Annotated in this window: 26 protein-coding genes; all 26 read right to left on the bottom strand. The window is 47.2% G+C overall.

Annotated elements, in window-relative coordinates; genetic code table 11:
• Positions 1 to 58: 58 nt before the first annotated feature.
• Entirely contained in the window at positions 59 to 1,132 is a 1,074-nt protein-coding gene (locus M1Q06_RS00850) for an Mrp/NBP35 family ATP-binding protein (protein WP_121301303.1), read from the bottom strand.
• A gap of 101 nt (positions 1,133 to 1,233) precedes the next feature.
• Positions 1,234 to 1,674, bottom strand: a complete 441-nt coding sequence (locus M1Q06_RS00845) for a VOC family protein (RefSeq protein WP_434400979.1) — start codon at positions 1,672 to 1,674, stop codon at positions 1,234 to 1,236.
• A 91-nt stretch (positions 1,675 to 1,765) separates the two neighbouring features.
• Complete coding sequence (rpsI, locus tag M1Q06_RS00840; RefSeq protein WP_058382135.1) at positions 1,766 to 2,158, bottom strand: 30S ribosomal protein S9; 393 nt, start codon at positions 2,156 to 2,158, stop codon at positions 1,766 to 1,768.
• A gap of 29 nt (positions 2,159 to 2,187) precedes the next feature.
• Positions 2,188 to 2,625, bottom strand: a complete 438-nt coding sequence (gene rplM / locus M1Q06_RS00835; RefSeq protein ID WP_058382136.1) for a 50S ribosomal protein L13 — start codon at positions 2,623 to 2,625, stop codon at positions 2,188 to 2,190.
• Positions 2,626 to 2,841: 216 nt separating this feature from the next.
• Positions 2,842 to 3,579, bottom strand: coding sequence for a tRNA pseudouridine(38-40) synthase TruA (truA, locus tag M1Q06_RS00830; protein ID WP_434400976.1), 738 nt, complete (start codon positions 3,577 to 3,579; stop codon positions 2,842 to 2,844).
• Between the two features lie 61 nt (positions 3,580 to 3,640).
• Positions 3,641 to 4,438 (bottom strand): energy-coupling factor transporter transmembrane component T family protein, encoded by a 798-nt coding sequence (locus tag M1Q06_RS00825; RefSeq protein WP_121301300.1) that lies wholly within the window; start codon positions 4,436 to 4,438, stop codon positions 3,641 to 3,643.
• The gene (locus M1Q06_RS00820) at positions 4,435 to 5,307 is read right to left on the bottom strand and encodes an energy-coupling factor ABC transporter ATP-binding protein (protein WP_434400974.1); all 873 of its coding nucleotides are present in this window, start codon (positions 5,305 to 5,307) and stop codon (positions 4,435 to 4,437) included. The genes M1Q06_RS00825 and M1Q06_RS00820 overlap by 4 nt, the downstream gene beginning before the upstream one ends.
• The gene (locus M1Q06_RS00815) at positions 5,283 to 6,131 is read right to left on the bottom strand and encodes an energy-coupling factor ABC transporter ATP-binding protein (protein ID WP_434400972.1); all 849 of its coding nucleotides are present in this window, start codon (positions 6,129 to 6,131) and stop codon (positions 5,283 to 5,285) included. Before M1Q06_RS00815 ends, M1Q06_RS00820 begins: the two co-directional genes overlap by 25 nt.
• 339 nt (positions 6,132 to 6,470) lie before the next feature.
• Positions 6,471 to 6,845 carry a 50S ribosomal protein L17 gene (gene rplQ, locus M1Q06_RS00810; RefSeq protein ID WP_058382141.1) on the bottom strand — a complete coding sequence of 125 codons (375 nt, stop codon included), beginning with the start codon at positions 6,843 to 6,845 and terminating at the stop codon, positions 6,471 to 6,473.
• Positions 6,846 to 6,890: 45 nt separating this feature from the next.
• On the bottom strand, positions 6,891 to 7,835 hold the full coding sequence (locus M1Q06_RS00805; protein WP_058382142.1) for a DNA-directed RNA polymerase subunit alpha: 945 nt from the start codon (positions 7,833 to 7,835) through the stop codon (positions 6,891 to 6,893).
• Between the two features lie 127 nt (positions 7,836 to 7,962).
• Positions 7,963 to 8,352 (bottom strand): 30S ribosomal protein S11, encoded by a 390-nt coding sequence (rpsK, locus tag M1Q06_RS00800; protein ID WP_058382143.1) that lies wholly within the window; start codon positions 8,350 to 8,352, stop codon positions 7,963 to 7,965.
• Between the two features lie 25 nt (positions 8,353 to 8,377).
• A complete protein-coding gene (gene rpsM, locus M1Q06_RS00795; protein WP_058382144.1) occupies positions 8,378 to 8,743 on the bottom strand; it encodes a 30S ribosomal protein S13 in 366 nt (121 codons plus the stop codon).
• 24 nt (positions 8,744 to 8,767) lie between these two features.
• The gene (gene rpmJ / locus M1Q06_RS00790) at positions 8,768 to 8,881 is read right to left on the bottom strand and encodes a 50S ribosomal protein L36 (RefSeq protein ID WP_006828951.1); all 114 of its coding nucleotides are present in this window, start codon (positions 8,879 to 8,881) and stop codon (positions 8,768 to 8,770) included.
• A 37-nt stretch (positions 8,882 to 8,918) separates the two neighbouring features.
• On the bottom strand, positions 8,919 to 9,137 hold the full coding sequence (gene infA / locus M1Q06_RS00785) for a translation initiation factor IF-1 (protein WP_050613653.1): 219 nt from the start codon (positions 9,135 to 9,137) through the stop codon (positions 8,919 to 8,921).
• Positions 9,138 to 9,541: 404 nt separating this feature from the next.
• Positions 9,542 to 10,195: an adenylate kinase gene (locus M1Q06_RS00780; RefSeq protein ID WP_121301297.1), complete on the bottom strand. Its 654-nt coding sequence runs from the start codon at positions 10,193 to 10,195 to the stop codon at positions 9,542 to 9,544.
• Between the two features lie 57 nt (positions 10,196 to 10,252).
• The gene (gene secY, locus M1Q06_RS00775; RefSeq protein ID WP_112233917.1) at positions 10,253 to 11,548 is read right to left on the bottom strand and encodes a preprotein translocase subunit SecY; all 1,296 of its coding nucleotides are present in this window, start codon (positions 11,546 to 11,548) and stop codon (positions 10,253 to 10,255) included.
• Complete coding sequence (gene rplO / locus M1Q06_RS00770; RefSeq protein WP_058382147.1) at positions 11,548 to 11,988, bottom strand: 50S ribosomal protein L15; 441 nt, start codon at positions 11,986 to 11,988, stop codon at positions 11,548 to 11,550. Before rplO ends, secY begins: the two co-directional genes overlap by 1 nt.
• Before the next feature lie 33 nt (positions 11,989 to 12,021).
• On the bottom strand, positions 12,022 to 12,204 hold the full coding sequence (gene rpmD / locus M1Q06_RS00765) for a 50S ribosomal protein L30 (protein WP_058382148.1): 183 nt from the start codon (positions 12,202 to 12,204) through the stop codon (positions 12,022 to 12,024).
• Positions 12,205 to 12,218: 14 nt separating this feature from the next.
• Positions 12,219 to 12,719: a 30S ribosomal protein S5 gene (gene rpsE, locus M1Q06_RS00760; protein WP_058382149.1), complete on the bottom strand. Its 501-nt coding sequence runs from the start codon at positions 12,717 to 12,719 to the stop codon at positions 12,219 to 12,221.
• A 20-nt stretch (positions 12,720 to 12,739) separates the two neighbouring features.
• On the bottom strand, positions 12,740 to 13,102 hold the full coding sequence (gene rplR / locus M1Q06_RS00755) for a 50S ribosomal protein L18 (protein WP_058382150.1): 363 nt from the start codon (positions 13,100 to 13,102) through the stop codon (positions 12,740 to 12,742).
• 33 nt (positions 13,103 to 13,135) lie between these two features.
• On the bottom strand, positions 13,136 to 13,675 hold the full coding sequence (rplF, locus tag M1Q06_RS00750) for a 50S ribosomal protein L6 (RefSeq protein WP_121301296.1): 540 nt from the start codon (positions 13,673 to 13,675) through the stop codon (positions 13,136 to 13,138).
• A 30-nt stretch (positions 13,676 to 13,705) separates the two neighbouring features.
• The gene (gene rpsH / locus M1Q06_RS00745; RefSeq protein WP_058382152.1) at positions 13,706 to 14,104 is read right to left on the bottom strand and encodes a 30S ribosomal protein S8; all 399 of its coding nucleotides are present in this window, start codon (positions 14,102 to 14,104) and stop codon (positions 13,706 to 13,708) included.
• A 29-nt stretch (positions 14,105 to 14,133) separates the two neighbouring features.
• Positions 14,134 to 14,319, bottom strand: coding sequence for a type Z 30S ribosomal protein S14 (locus M1Q06_RS00740; RefSeq protein WP_068489164.1), 186 nt, complete (start codon positions 14,317 to 14,319; stop codon positions 14,134 to 14,136).
• A 19-nt stretch (positions 14,320 to 14,338) separates the two neighbouring features.
• Positions 14,339 to 14,878: a 50S ribosomal protein L5 gene (gene rplE, locus M1Q06_RS00735; protein WP_058382153.1), complete on the bottom strand. Its 540-nt coding sequence runs from the start codon at positions 14,876 to 14,878 to the stop codon at positions 14,339 to 14,341.
• Between the two features lie 27 nt (positions 14,879 to 14,905).
• Positions 14,906 to 15,217, bottom strand: a complete 312-nt coding sequence (gene rplX / locus M1Q06_RS00730; RefSeq protein ID WP_058382154.1) for a 50S ribosomal protein L24 — start codon at positions 15,215 to 15,217, stop codon at positions 14,906 to 14,908.
• Positions 15,218 to 15,253: 36 nt separating this feature from the next.
• Positions 15,254 to 15,622 (bottom strand): 50S ribosomal protein L14, encoded by a 369-nt coding sequence (rplN, locus tag M1Q06_RS00725; RefSeq protein WP_033542790.1) that lies wholly within the window; start codon positions 15,620 to 15,622, stop codon positions 15,254 to 15,256.
• Positions 15,623 to 15,648: the final 26 nt, after the last annotated feature.

Genomic DNA, 15,648 nt, shown 5'->3' with positions numbered 1-15,648 from the left:
TCTTTTACTGCCTATATAAAAATCCGGAAACCGAAAGCCGGTTTCCGGATAGTATGTTTTATTGCTTGTTCTCTTTATTCGCGAATTGCTGGAGGACTTGTTGGGCAATCTCTCCATAAATCTTTCCGGTTGGGTGATCTTCTGCGTAGACAGATGGAGCGAAATCATTTTCATCCCAGTCCGGCTGGCCAAGCGGAATCTGTCCGAGCAATGGAGATTGTAATTCTTCAGCGAGCTTTGCCCCGCCGCCTTTTCCGAAGATGTATTCTTTTTTGCCGGATCCTTGGCTTTCAAACCACGACATGTTCTCGACGACTCCCAATACTTCGTGATTGGTTTGCAAAGCCATCGCTCCTGCACGTGCTGCTACAAATGCTGCGGTTGGATGCGGCGTTGTGACGACAATTTCTTTAGAAGCAGGAAGCATTTGGTGGATATCGAGTGCGACATCCCCTGTCCCTGGCGGCAAGTCCAATAGTAGGTAATCAAGATCTCCCCACTCCACATCGCGGAAGAACTGGTCCAAAACTTTCCCGAGCATTGGGCCACGCCATACGACAGGCATATTGTCTTCGACGAAGAAGCCCATGGAAATCACTTTGACGCCGAAGCGCTCGACCGGGATGATCGTATCGCCACGGACAACCGGTGCTTTATCGATGCCCATCATGTCCGGCACACTGAAGCCGTAGATATCTGCGTCAACGAGCCCAACTTTTTTGCCTGCACGCGCAAGCGCAATCGCCAAGTTGACGGAAACGGTCGATTTCCCGACGCCGCCTTTACCGCTGGCGATAGAGATGAATTCCACTTTGTTCAATGGAGACAATAAGTCTTGTGCTTCAGACTCATTCGCGGTCCCGCGGAACTGTGCCAATGCTTCTGGCGGCAATTCTTCGAAACGGATGCCGACAGAGTCAGCGCCAACTCCCTTGATGGCATCGACCACTTTCATCTGAAGCTGCATTTGTTCCGGCGTGTTCGTTTTGGCGATGGCCAATTTCACACTGACGTATTTTTTCTCTTCTTTGATTTTTACCGACAAGATGCCGTTTGTTTCCGACAGGGTTCTATGTAAAAACGGATCTTCTAGAGCTCCGACTGCTTCTCGCACTTGTGTTTCACTTAACATTCCACTACACTCCTTATCACTTTTGCTACAGTCCAGTATAACATAGTGAAAGCGTTTTTAAATCCATTCAGGCTTTTCGCTGCGTGGCATCTTCTATGCCTCTATTCATTGCGGTCGAAGTCGAGCATGTCGTGTGCATCAAATGTGAAATCAGGGCCATATGCGACTTCCCAGTAGTAGCCATCGGGGTCTTGGAAATAACCCGAATACCCTCCCCAAAAGACATCAACAGGTTGTTTCACGATCACCGCTCCCGCTTTTCTCGCTAATTCCATGACTTGGTCCACTTCCTCCCGTGATTTGGCATTATAGGCCAAGGTGATTCCAGAGAAGCCGGTTTTCACGGGCGGATTTTCTGCGTCGATGTCTTTTGCCAATTCCTCTAAAGGATATAGCTCCAATTTGGTACCTGAAGTGTTGAAGAAAATGATGTCCGGTTTATCACTCTTTTCATCCGTTTGGAAGCCCAGTTCATCCCGGTAAAACTTCACAGACCTTTCCATATCCTGAACGCCCAGGCAGATCAAATTAATGCGGTTCATTCCATCCACTCCTTTTTGGTTTACTATAGAGTTCGCCAACACACAAAAAAGCACCTTCCGGAAAACCGGAAAGTGCTTTTGAAAGGTAAAATTAACGTTTTGAGAACTGAGGTGCGCGACGTGCCGCTTTAAGACCGTATTTTTTACGTTCTTTCATACGTGGGTCACGTGTTAGGAATCCAGCAGATTTAAGTGCTCCGCGGAATTCTGGGTCTACTGTAAGTAGAGCGCGTGCGATTCCGTGACGGATTGCGCCGGCTTGTCCAGTGAACCCGCCGCCTTTTACGTTTACCAATACATCGTAGCTACCAAGAGTTTCAGTAGTTACTAGTGGTTGTTTGATGATTTGCTCAAGCGTTTCGTATGGAACGTAGTCAGATACGTCACGGTTGTTGATTGTGATCGTACCATCTCCTGGTACCAAACGTACGCGAGCTGTTGAGTTTTTACGGCGACCTGTACCGATATATTGAACTTGTGCCAAAGGTGTATCCTCCTCTTATTTACTGATTATTATCCGCGAAGCGTGTAAGCTTCAGGCTGTTGTGCTTGGTGGTTGTGCTCTGGTCCAGCGTATACATGCAATTTCTTGAATGTTTGGCGGCCCAAAGAGTTCTTTGGAAGCATGCCTTTGATCGCTAGTTCAAGCATTTTTGTAGGGTATTTCGTGCGCATTTCAAGTGCTGTGCGCTGCTTAAGTCCGCCTGTGTATTGCGTGTGGCGGTAGTAGATTTTGTCGGTAAGTTTTTTACCAGTCAAGTGGATTTTGTCAGCATTGATGATGATGACGTGATCGCCAGTGTCGACGTTCGGTGTGAATGTTGGTTTGTATTTCCCGCGCAAGATTGAAGCGACTTCAGAAGCCAAACGTCCAAGAGTTTGCCCTTCTGCATCGACAACCAACCATTTACGCTCTACTTCGTGACCTTTAGCCATGAATGTTGTACGCATGTATATTGTCCTCCTAATGAATCGTCTCATTTTTTTAGAATTCAGTTCCAAGTGTTCCATGTTGGTTCCGTTGTTCCGTGTTTTCCTTATCCCTTAACACAAATAACCTTCCGGGGCATATCGTGGGGGTAATGAAAATACCATACATCATCATATAACGGATTACGCTTTAAGTCAAGGACATTTAGAAAAACACCAGGAAAAGTTGCTTCGCCTTCAGTAATGCACTTTTTCCAAGTATAAACCGTGTGCTGCTGCGGTTTTGCCGGCAGCGTCGCGGTCACAAGCCGCAATGATGTCAGCCAATTCTTCCGGTTCTCTTCTATTTAATCCGACTTCGAGCAAAGTGCCTGCAATAATGCGCACCATGTTATAAAGAAAACCGGATCCTTCGATGACCATATGCAATTCCTCGCCATGTTCTTCAAAATCAATCCGCCAGATCGTTCTTACTTTGTCGACGACATTGGTATTCGCCGCACAAAAACTGGAAAAATCATGGGTGCCGATAAACGCTTGCCCCGCTTTTTCCATGCGTCCCACATCGATTTGCTGCGGCACGTGGACGAGATGGTTGCGGCTGAACGGGTTGATGAGCTTGCCGCGGTTCCATTTATACCGGTAAATCTTGCCTTTGGCGTGGTAGCGGGCATGGAAATCCGCATCTGCTTCTTCGATATCATAGACTTGGATGTCCTGGGGCAGGCGCACATTGAGCGCACGCACCCAGGACTCTTTCGGCATGGAAAACGGCGTATCGAAATGGATCACTTGCCCTGTCGCATGCACCCCGGAGTCTGTCCGTCCGCTTGCCACCACTTCGACCGGTTCGCCTTTATGCAATTCTTTCAACGCGCGCAACAGCTCCAGTTGAACGGTACGGGTTTTCAGCTGGATTTGGTAGCCTGCAAATCCGCTGCCGTCATAGGCAATTGTCGCTTTCATTCGTTTCATGAGGTCTCTCCTTTTAATGCAGCTTTCGTAATCCAATTAAGTGAATCGCCATCTCTTTTGGTTAACTCCGGAAATACCAGAGCAATCCGGCAAATCCAACGAGCAGCAATAGGCTCAATGTGTCCATAATGCGCCAGTTGAGCTGGCGGTAACGCGTACGGCCTTCGCCTCCGCGGTAGCCTCTCACTTCCATGGCAGTCGCTAAATCTTCTGCCCGTTTAAAGGCACTGACAAACAACGGAATCAATAGCGGCACGACGGCTTTGATACGTTCTTTGATCGGGCCAGAACCAATATCCGAGCCGCGTGCCATTTGCGCTTTTAGGATCTTTCCGGTTTCATCCATCAAGGTCGGGATGAACCGCAGTGAAATCGACATCATCAACGCCAGTTCGTGGACCGGCAGTTTAACGCGCTTGAATGGCCCAAGCAATACTTCTATGCCATCCGTGATCGAAATCGGTGAAGTCGTTAATGTCAGGATACTGGTCATGAACACCAAGACCAGGAAACGGATCGAGATGAATATCCCTTGCCGCAGCCCCTCTTCATAGACATCTACAAAACCGACACTGAAAAGCAATGCCCCGCCTTCGGTAAAGAATAAATGCAGGAAAAACGTAAAGGCCATTAAGATGAAGACAGGTTTCAAGCCGTTAATTAAGAAATATAGCCGGATTTTCGATAAAAACACGGAAAGTAATGTAAATCCGAGCAAAATCGCATACGTAATAGCATTATTCGCGATAAAAACGATCGCAATGAACAAAAAGACGAACAGGATTTTGGCTCTTGGGTCCAGCCGGTGGACGACCGAATCCCCCGGGATAAAGCGTCCGAAAATCATTTTTTCCATCATTTCAGCTCACGCCCTTCCTTGAGCGCTTGCGCAATGGACTGCGCCAACGCCTCTTCGGTCAGCGCTAGCTCATCAAGAGTTAAGCCGGTTTTCTCTTCAAACTCCCGCTGCATGCGCACGGTGCGCGGCGGCTCCAGCCGGTAATCGCCGAGCTGCTCTTCATTGGCGAAGACTTCGCGCACATCGCCTGTCGCGACGCATTTGCCGCTGTGCATGATGGCCACTGTATCCGCATAACGCGCCGCATCTTCCATGCTATGTGTGACAAGCACAGTCGTTAAGCCCTTCTCTTGATGCAGGCGGTAAAACAAATCCATGATTTCCCGGCGTCCGCGCGGGTCAAGTCCTGCTGTCGGTTCATCGAGTACCAAGACATCCGGCTCCATTGCCAGAACGCCTGCTATGGCGACGCGGCGCATTTGCCCGCCCGATAAGTCAAAAGGTGATTTCTCCAGCACATCTTCCGGAAGTCCAAGCTGTTCGACCAATGCGATGGCCCGTATGCGCGCTTCCTCTTCTGGCACACCGAAGTTCAGCGGGCCGAACATGATGTCTTTCAGGACTGTTTCATCAAACAGCTGCTGTTCGGGAAACTGGAAGACGATGCCGACTTTTTTTCGCACCTCTCGCAAATTTTTCGCTTTTGTCCCTGCTTCGATTTTCCGCTCGCCGATCAGCACACTGCCTTCTGTCGGCTGCAGTAAGGCATTCAAATGCTGCAGCACGGTCGATTTCCCGGAACCCGTATGCCCGATGATCGCTGTGTAAGAGCCCGAAGGTATGTGCAGCGTGACATCCGTCAACGCACGCTTTTCAAAAGGGGTGTCTTTTGCATAGCTATATCCTACTTGCTTGAGTAATATGTCCATAATTCCTCCACCAGCTCATGTTCTGTCATAGATTCGCCGGTCATCGGCACTCCGGCTTGTTTCAGTAACCCGGCCATCCGCATCGCAAATGGCAGATCCAACCCCATCTCCGTCAGCTCTTCGCCGGAAGAAAATACTTCATCGGGTGTGCCTTCCATTTGTTTATGCCCGGCACTCATCACCAGCACACGGTCAGCGAGCGCGGCTTCCTCCAGGTCATGGGTAATCGACAACACAGTGAGGCCCGTCGCTTCACGAAGCTCACGGATCGTCTCGATGACCTCCCGGCGGCCTTGCGGGTCGAGCATCGATGTGGCTTCATCCAAAATGAGCAGCCGCGGACGCAAAGCCAGTGCCCCGGCAATTGCCACGCGCTGCTTTTGCCCGCCGGATAAGTGATGCGGTTCATGGTCAAGGTAATCCGCCATCTTCACTTGCTGCAAAGATTCGCGGACACGCACCACCATTTCTTCATGAGGGACGCCGTTATTTTCGAGCGCAAACGCTACGTCATCCTGCACCGTTGCCCCGACGAATTGGTTGTCTGGATTTTGAAACACCATGCCCATCTGCGAGCGGATGTCCCACAAGCTTTCTTCAGACATTGTCAGTCCCATCGCTTTGACTGTTCCTTGCTGCGGGAACAATAAGCCGTTCATCAATTTGGCGATTGTCGACTTGCCCGAGCCGTTGTGTCCGACAAGCGCCACCCATTCGCCTTCGCCAATCGAGAACGATAGGTCCGAGACGGCCGGCTTGACCGACTCGTCTTCCGGTACGTATGTGAATGTCACTTGTTCAAATGACAAAATGGTTCCTTTCATGTGTTGAAGCCTCCTCTAAACTTTCTCTACTCTGCTCTTATGTGCTGTAAAACGGGAATTCTTTAGCCACGCTTAACTTACACTGCTCATATTCCCTTCTATGGAATATCAACACTGAAAATTAATTGATCATTAAATAAAAAAAGCGCGCACCTCATTCAGAGTATGCGCTTTTCTGTCTCTATGGCTCCTGCGGGTGCTTAAGCCGCCGGTTGAATGAGGTGCGTAGAGCTAGACGAGACGCCGCCCGAAGGCTCGCTCATCATAACACTCAGCTTTTCATATTGTCGTATAAATCATGATGCTAAAAGAAGAGGGCTATGAACCCTCTTCAACTGATTAAACCAATTCAATAATTACGATTGGTGCGCCATCTCCGCGACGAGGCCCCATTTTCATGATGCGCGTGTAGCCGCCTTGACGGTCAGCGTAACGTGGTGCTACATCATCAAACAATTTTTGCAAAGCAAAGATTGTGTTTTCGTTGCCTTCTTCGTCAGTCGAAGTCACGAGTTCACGGCGAATGTATGCTGCAGCTTTACGGCGTGCGTGGATGTCTCCGCGCTTACCAAGCGTGATCATTTTTTCTACAGTTGAACGGACTTCTTTAGCACGGGCTTCAGTTGTCTGAATGCGCTCGTGAACGATTAGGTCAGTCGTAAGGTCACGCAAAAGCGCTTTACGTTGAGAACTTGTACGTTGAAGTTTTCTCATTGAAGTTTCCCTCCTTTGTTGAATAGTTCAGAAAGAATCGGGCAATCAGTCTTCTTTACGAAGGCCAAGACCTAGATCTTCCAACTTCACTTTCACTTCTTCAAGTGATTTGCGTCCGAGGTTACGAACTTTCATCATGTCGTCTTCCGACTTGTTGGCCAATTCGTGGACAGTGTTAATGCCAGCACGTTTCAGGCAGTTATAAGAACGAACAGAAAGATCAAGCTCTTCGATAGTCATCTCAAGCACTTTCTCTTTTTGGTCTTCTTCTTTTTCAACCATGATTTCAGCTGTTTGAGCCTCATCCGTCAATCCTACGAAGATGTTCAGATGTTCAGTGAAAATTTTCGCGCCAAGCGCAATTGCCTCTTTGGGACCGATGCTTCCATCTGTCCAGACATCGAGGGTTAATTTATCGAAATGAGCGAGTTGGCCCACACGGGTATTTTCCACTTGGAAATTGACGCGTGAAACTGGCGTGTAAATAGAGTCAATCGGGATGACGCCGATCGGAAGATCTTCACGTTTGTTCTGATCTGCACGGGCATACCCACGGCCGCGGTTAGCATACATGCGCATGCGCAAGTGGCCGTCTTTCGCGATTGTTGCAATATATAGATCCGGATTCAGAATTTCCACGTCACTATCGTGAGTGATATCTGCAGCCGTAACCGTTCCGTCACCTTTTACATCAATTTCAATGACTTTTTCTTCGTCAGAGTAAATTTTCAAAGCGAGCTTCTTGATATTCAAAATGATAGAGGCTACATCTTCTTCTACACCTTCGACAGTGGAGAATTCATGCAAAACGCCATCAATTTGGATCGAAGTAACAGCTGCGCCAGGTAAAGATGAAAGTAGGATTCGACGTAAGGAGTTACCTAAAGTGGTACCATATCCACGCTCAAGGGGTTCAACAACGAATTTGCCATATTTGGCATTGCTGTCGATCTCAACCGTTTCAATTTTTGGTTTTTCTATTTCGAGCATTCAGTTTACCCTCCTTCAAAACGTCGGTATTTTCGTTGCATAAGAATTCGATAGTCACAGACTTTCGCTACGATTCAGAACACATTTAGTAAGTCGTGATGTTCAAAAATCCTACTCAGACCAACGATTATACGCGACGGCGTTTTGGCGGGCGGCAGCCGTTGTGAGGAACTGGAGTTACGTCTCTAATTGCAGTAACTTCCAATCCAGCAGCTTGAAGCGCACGGATAGCAGCTTCGCGACCTGAACCAGGACCTTTAACAGTTACTTCCAAAGTTTTCAAACCATGTTCCATGGAAGTTTTTGCAGCAGTTTCAGCAGCCATTTGGGCAGCGAATGGAGTGGATTTACGTGAACCACGGAATCCTAGAGCCCCAGCCGAAGACCATGATACTGCGTTACCTTGCATATCAGTGATCGTAACAATTGTGTTATTGAATGTTGAGCGGATGTGAGCAATACCGGATTCGATATTCTTTTTCACACGACGCTTACGAGTTTGTTGTTTACGTGCCATGTTAAGAAACAACCTCCTTTACTGATTATTTTTTCTTGTTAGCTACAGTTTTACGAGGACCTTTACGCGTACGCGCGTTGTTCTTCGTATTTTGACCACGAACCGGAAGACCGCGACGGTGGCGGATACCACGGAAGCTAGCGATTTCCATCAAACGTTTGATGTTCATGGAAACTTCACGGCGAAGGTCACCTTCGATTTTGTACTGATCCAATTGTTCACGGATATTGTTCAACTCGTCTTCTGTAAGATCGCGAACGCGAGTCTCTTCAGAAACACCAGCACCAGAAAGAACTTTCTGAGCAGTCGTTTTCCCAACACCGTAGATATAAGTCAATGAAATTACAACGCGTTTGTCGCGCGGAATGTCAACACCAGAAATACGTGCCATGTGTGCGATGCACCTCCTTCTTTATTAACCTTGTCTTTGTTTGTGTTTCGGATTTTCACAGATTACCATTACTTTACCGTTTCTGCGAATAACTTTACATTTTTCGCAGATCGGCTTAACAGATGGTCTCACTTTCATCTAACCCAACCTCCTTAGTAGTCCGGAGTGCAAAAGATTATTTAAAACGGTATGTGATGCGACCGCGTGTTAAATCGTAAGGAGAAAGTTCTACTGTTACTTTATCTCCTGGCAGAATGCGGATGAAATGCATGCGAATCTTGCCTGATACGTGCGCAAGAATCGTATGGCCATTTTCAAGCTCCACTTTAAACATCGCGTTGGGCAAAGTCTCAATGACTGTTCCCTCGATTTCAATTACATCGTCTTTCGCCATCGACCCAGTCTCCCTTCTGTATACAAATCAGGTACTCATCTTCAAACAGTATTTGCTGATTGAATAATTCTTATCCATTCACCAGGAATTCATGAGTGACATTTGAAAGACCTTCTCCGGGTTCCTCTCCCCACTTATGACAGCGGAGTTCGGGGGTTCCGGTTGAGCCAGTCTGACCCACGTATCCTCGACTGCCCGGACTGCCTTGGATGAGTTCCAAACCCGTTACACAGATGCTTCCACGAAACCCATTATACTACCTCCGGTGCGGAATTGCACGGAGCAACGAGCCTCACCGGTTTCATATAATCAAGCCTTGTTTGCTTTTGCAGCTCTCGAAAATTCATATCTCCGGTGCTCCTTAAAGCCACATGGAGGCAACTAACTGCGCCCGGCGCCGGGACTTAACCTCGGTCGCCCTTTAGAAGAGCATCAATGTCAGCAAATACTTTATCAATGTCCTGCTGTCCATCTATATTGGTCAGCACGTTCTTGTCTTCATAGAAGTCGAGAAGCGGCTGAGTTTGTTGCATGTTAACTTCTAAACGCTTCGTGACGGTTTCAGGCTTGTCGTCTTCGCGTTGGTAGAGCTCTCCACCATCTTTATCGCACACACCTGCAACAGCAGGAGGATTGAAGACAGTATGGTAAGCAGTTCCACAAACTTTGCAAATCCAACGGCCTGTTAAACGTGCAATCAATTCGTCTTGTTCAACTTGGATGTTTACGACATGCTCGATTCGTTTGCCAAGATCAGCCAGAAGAGATTCCAGCGCCTCAGCTTGAGGGACTGTGCGTGGAAAGCCGTCCAAGAGGAAGCCTTTCTCACAGTCCGGTTGGCTGAGTCGCTCTCGGACGATACCGATCGTCACTTCGTCAGGCACCAAGGCACCTTGATCCATGAACGACTTTGCTTCCAGGCCCAGCGCCGTGCCGCCTTTGATAGCTGCACGGAACATGTCGCCTGTCGAAATATGAGGGATGTCGTACTTCTTGACAATTTCGTCTGCTTGCGTGCCTTTGCCGGCACCTGGTAGACCCATCAACACAATGTTCATACGTTTTGCCCCCTCAGACAAGTGGATAAGGAACGTTTTCACGTTCCTCTCCATTGATTATTTCATAAAGCCTTTGTAATGACGTTTCACAAGTTGTGATTCCAATTGCTTCATCGTCTCCAGGGCTACCCCGACGACAATCAGCAAACTGGTGCCGCCAATCTGTGCAGATTGAGGCAGGTTTGCGATATTGATGAAGAAAATTGGCAGAACCGAGATAACGGAGAGGAAGATCGCTCCCACAAACGTTAAGCGGTAAAGCACACTTGTTAAATAATCTTGCGTATTTTTACCCGGACGGATTCCCGGAATATATGCACCTTGCTTTTTCAAGTTGTCCGCCACGTTTTCAGGATTAACCTGAATGAATGCATAGAAATACGTGAATGCAATGATCAAGGCGACATAAATGATCATGCCGACAGGACGCGTGTAATCAAACGTATTCTGGATTGCCTCCGTAAACGCGTTGGCACCAAAGAAAGAAGCGATAGTTTGCGGCGTGATGATGAACGCCACTGCAAAGATTACCGGGATAACTCCGGCCGCGTTTACTTTCAAAGGTAAATGCGTTTGCTGCCCATTCGAGCTCTGGCCACGGCCAGCGACACGTTTGGCATACTGGATCGGGATTTTACGCAACGCTTGTTGGACGTAAATGACCAATACAGTAATTGCAACAACTGCGAGTGCAAGCAATGCCATAATGGCAATGTTGATCGGAAGCTGGTCGCCAGCTCCTTGGATCTGCTGCGCATAAAGTTGGTTGATTGCTCCTGGTACTGCAGCGACAATCCCTGCGAAGATGATAATCGAAATACCGTTCCCCACGCCTTTTGCCGTGATCTGCTCACCAAGCCACAATAGAAATGCTGTTCCTGCTGTCAGTACGATGGCGATTACTACATACGTCGCAATCGAATCGTCTTGGATCAATGTACCTCCGTACATTTGATTGAAACCATAAGACATGCCGATCGCCTGGATAAACGCAAGAACGATTGTAAAGTAACGAGTGAATTGAGCAAGTTTCCGTCTTCCGACTTCGCCTTGTTTCGCCCACTCAGCAAATTTCGGCACAACATCCATTTGCAGAAGCTGCACGATGATCGATGCTGTGATATAAGGCATGATTCCCATCGCCAAAATCGAGAAGTTGGCAAGGGCGCCTCCACCGAAAGTATTCAAGAAGCCGATCAGACCCATCTGATCAGTAGCTTGGAGTACTGACGCATCAACGTTCGGCACCGGAACGAATGTCCCGATACGGAAGATGATGAGCATTGCTAAAGTAAAGAAAATTTTATTTCGAATATCAGATACGCGCATAAGATTAGAGATTGTCTGAAACATTAAAGCACCTCGGTTTGACCGCCGGCAGCTTCAATAGCTTCTTTAGCTGATGCAGAGAATTTGTGGGCTTGTACGGACAATTTCTTGTCCAAGCTTCCGTTACCAAGGATCTTGATACCAGAACGCTCCTTGCTCACAACACCTGTTTCGATCAACAATGCAGGTGTAATTTCTGTGCCTTCTTCAAAACGGTTCAACACGTCAAGGTTTACAACAGTGTAGTCTTTACGGTTGATGTTCGTGAATCCACGCTTCGGCAAACGACGGAACAATGGGTTTTGACCACCCTCGAATCCTGGACGGACACCGCCGCCTGAACGGGCTTTTTGACCTTTGTGACCTTTACCGGCTGTTTTACCAGTACCTGAACCGATTCCGCGTCCGATACGCTTGCGTGAGCTGCGTGAACCTTCTGCTGGTTTTAATTCGTGAAGTTTCATGTGGTTGGCACCTCCTTCTATAGAAATCAGGGATTAAACTTCTTTAATAGTAACTAAGTGAGCGACTTTATCAAGCATTCCGCGAACTGCCGCGTTGTCTTGGTGCTCAACTGTTTGATGCATCTTGCGCAGGCCTAGTGACTGGACTGTTTTACGTTGTGTCGGTTTTGAACCGATCACTGACTTAGTGAGGGTAATTTCTAGTTTAGTAGCCATCTAATTTCCCTCCCTTATTGGAATAACTCTTCTGTAGTTTTGCCGCGAAGTTTTGCAACTTCATCAGCGCTCTTCAGTTGAGTCAAACCGTTGATAGTAGCACGGACCATGTTGATCGGTGTGTTAGAACCAAGAGATTTAGACAAGATGTCTTGTACTCCTGCAAGCTCTAGTACCGCACGAACAGGACCACCAGCAATAACACCAGTACCTGGTGAAGCAGGTTTGATAAGAATCGAGCCGGCACCGAAGCGCCCAGTTACTAGATGTGGAGTAGTACCTTTAACCATAGGTACTTCGATTAAGTTCTTCTTCGCATCTTCAATAGCTTTACGGATTGCTTCTGGAACTTCTTGTGCTTTCCCAGTACCAAAACCGACTTTACCATTTTTGTCGCCTACAACAACCAATGCGGAGAAACGGAAACGACGTCCACCTTTTACAACTTTCGCTACGCGGTTAATCGTAACTACGCGTTCTTCAAGTTCAAGTTTGTTTGGATCAATACGACGCATTATATGGGTCCCTCCTTCTTTTAGAATTCTAAGCCGTTTTCACGGGCAGATTCAGCCAAAGCTTTCACACGGCCATGATATAGATAACCACCGCGGTCAAAAACAACTGATTTCAAGCCGTTTTCTACTGCGCGTTTTGCAATCGTTTCGCCGACTTGAGCAGCCGCTTCGACGTTGCCTTTTGTTTCAAGAGAAAAATCTTTATCTGCAGATGATGCGCTAGCAAGCGTTACGCCGTTTACATCGTCGATCAATTGAGCGTAGATGTATTTGTTTGAACGGAAAACGTTCAAGCGTGGACGTTCAGCTGTTCCCGTGATTTTAGAACGTACGCGAGCGTGACGTTTTTTACGGGATGCATTTTTATCGAGTTTCGTAATCACTGAGGTCACTCCTTTCAGCCTGCCTAAGCAGCATTATTTACCTGTTTTACCTTCTTTGCGGCGAACTTTTTCGTCTTCGTAACGGATCCCTTTGCCTTTATACGGCTCTGGCGGGCGAGTAGCACGGATGTTTGAAGCAAGTGCTCCGACCATCTCTTTGTTGATCCCTTTAACGACGACTTTCGTGTTGCCTTGTACTTCGATTTCGATTCCTTCTTCCGGAGTGAATTCCACCGGATGAGAGTATCCAACGTTCAAGACCAATTTCTTGCCTTGTAGCTGGGCACGGTAACCTACACCGACTAGTTCAAGTGAGCGGGAGAAGCCTTCAGATACTCCAGTAACCATGTTCGCGAGCAATGCACGGGTTGTGCCGTGGATTGTGCGGTGGTCTTTGGAATCTGATGGGCGTGACAATGTCAAAACATTATCTTCCTGCGTGATTGTGATATCTGAGTTAAACGAGCGAGTAAGCTCGCCTTTAGGCCCTTTTACAGTTACGTTATTGTCGTTTTCGACAGTAACGGTAACGTTAGCAGGAACCTCGATTGGTTTTTTACCTACACGTGACATTCTGTTGCACCTCCATTCGTTTGTTGCTTCTTACCAAACGTAAGCTATGATTTCGCCGCCGACTTTTTTCGCGCGGGCTTCTTTATCAGTTACCAAACCTTGTGATGTCGATACTAGAGCGATTCCAAGACCGTTTAGTACACGAGGCACCTCGTCAGTTTTAGCGTATACACGTAGTCCTGGTTTTGAAATGCGTTTCAAGCCAGTGATGACGCGTTCGTTGTTGGCACCGTATTTAAGGAAAATGCGGATCATGCCTTGTTTATCATCTTCAACATATTCTACGTCACGTACGAAACCTTCACGCTTCAGGATTTCAGCGATGTCTTTTTTCACGTTGGAAGCCGGAAGCTCCAATTTCTCGTGACGAACCATGTTTGCATTACGAATGCGTGTCAGCATATCTGCAATCGGATCTGTCATTGTCATTACATTTACCTCCTTCCCAATTTAGGGGATTACCAGCTGGCTTTTTTGACGCCAGGAATTTGTCCCACATATGCAAGTTCACGGAAACAAATACGGCAAAGTTTGAATTTGCGCAGTACTGAATGCGGACGTCCGCATCGTTCACAGCGAGTGTACTCTTGTACTTTATACTTTGGCGTGCGTTTTTGTTTAGCAATCATCGATTTTTTAGCCACGTTTACGCCTCCCTCATCTTTACTTTTGGAACGGCATACCGAATTGTGTCAATAACTCACGAGCTTCTTCATCAGAGTTCGCAGTTGTCACAATTACGATATCCATACCGCGTACTTTAGAAACTTTATCATAATCGATTTCAGGGAAGATCAATTGTTCTTTCACACCAAGTGTGTAGTTGCCGCGTCCGTCGAAAGATTTTTTCGATACGCCACGGAAGTCACGAACACGTGGTAGTGAGATAGCAATCAATTTATCCAGGAAGTCATACATACGCTCACCGCGTAGTGTAACTTTACATCCGATTGGCATACCTTCACGAAGGCGGAAGCCAGCGATAGATTTCTTAGCTTTTGTGATGACTGGCTTTTGACCAGTGATCGTCTGCAATTCTTCAACAGCAGAATCAAGTGATTTTGTGTTTTGTACAGCTTCACCGACACCCATGTTGATAACGATCTTGTCAACTTTTGGTGCCTGCATTACTGAGGAATATTCAAACTTGCTCACTAGAGCAGGAGTGATTTCGTTCACATATTTTTCTTGTAGGCGGTTCATGTTTGTACCTCCCCTCATTCAGGAATTTTATTTATCTAATTTTTCACCGGATTTTTTTGCAACACGAACTTTTTTGCCGTCTTCCATTTTGTATCCTACGCGAGTCGGCTCGCCGGATTTAGGGTCAACTACCATCACGTTAGAAACGTGGATCGCAGCTTCTTGGCTGACAATTCCGCCTTGCGGGCTTGCCTGGTTCGGTTTTGTATGCTTTTTGACGATGTTAACACCTTCAACGAGCACACGGTCTTTCTTAGGTAGAGCAGTCAAAACAACTCCTGTTTTGCCTTTGTCTTTACCAGAGATGACCTTAACTGTATCGCCTTTTTTTACATGCATTCTGTCGCACCTCCTTGGTATCGCACGTTGGATGTTTTATAGAACTTCAGGAGCAAGTGAAACGATCTTCATGAAGTTGTTGTCACGAAGTTCACGTGCAACTGGTCCGAAGATACGTGTTCCGCGTGGACCTTTATCGTCGCGGATAATCACACATGCATTTTCATCAAATTTGATGTAAGTACCGTCTTTACGGCGAGCTCCGCTTTTCGTGCGAACGATGACAGCCTTAACGACTTCACCTTTCTTAACAACGCCACCTGGTGTTGCTTTTTTCACGGTACAAACGATTACGTCACCGATGTTTGCTGTCTTGCGACCAGAACCACCAAGCACTTTAATCGTAAGTACTTCACGAGCACCCGAGTTGTCTGCAACTTTTAAACGACTTTCCTGTTGGATCACTTAGGTAACCTCCCTCCGGAACTTTT

It is taken from the genome of Planococcus sp. 11815 (assembly GCF_051096385.1).
Taxonomy (GTDB): Bacteria; Bacillota; Bacilli; order Bacillales_A; family Planococcaceae; genus Planococcus; species Planococcus citreus.
This window is presented reverse-complemented; position numbering and strand designations above follow the sequence as displayed.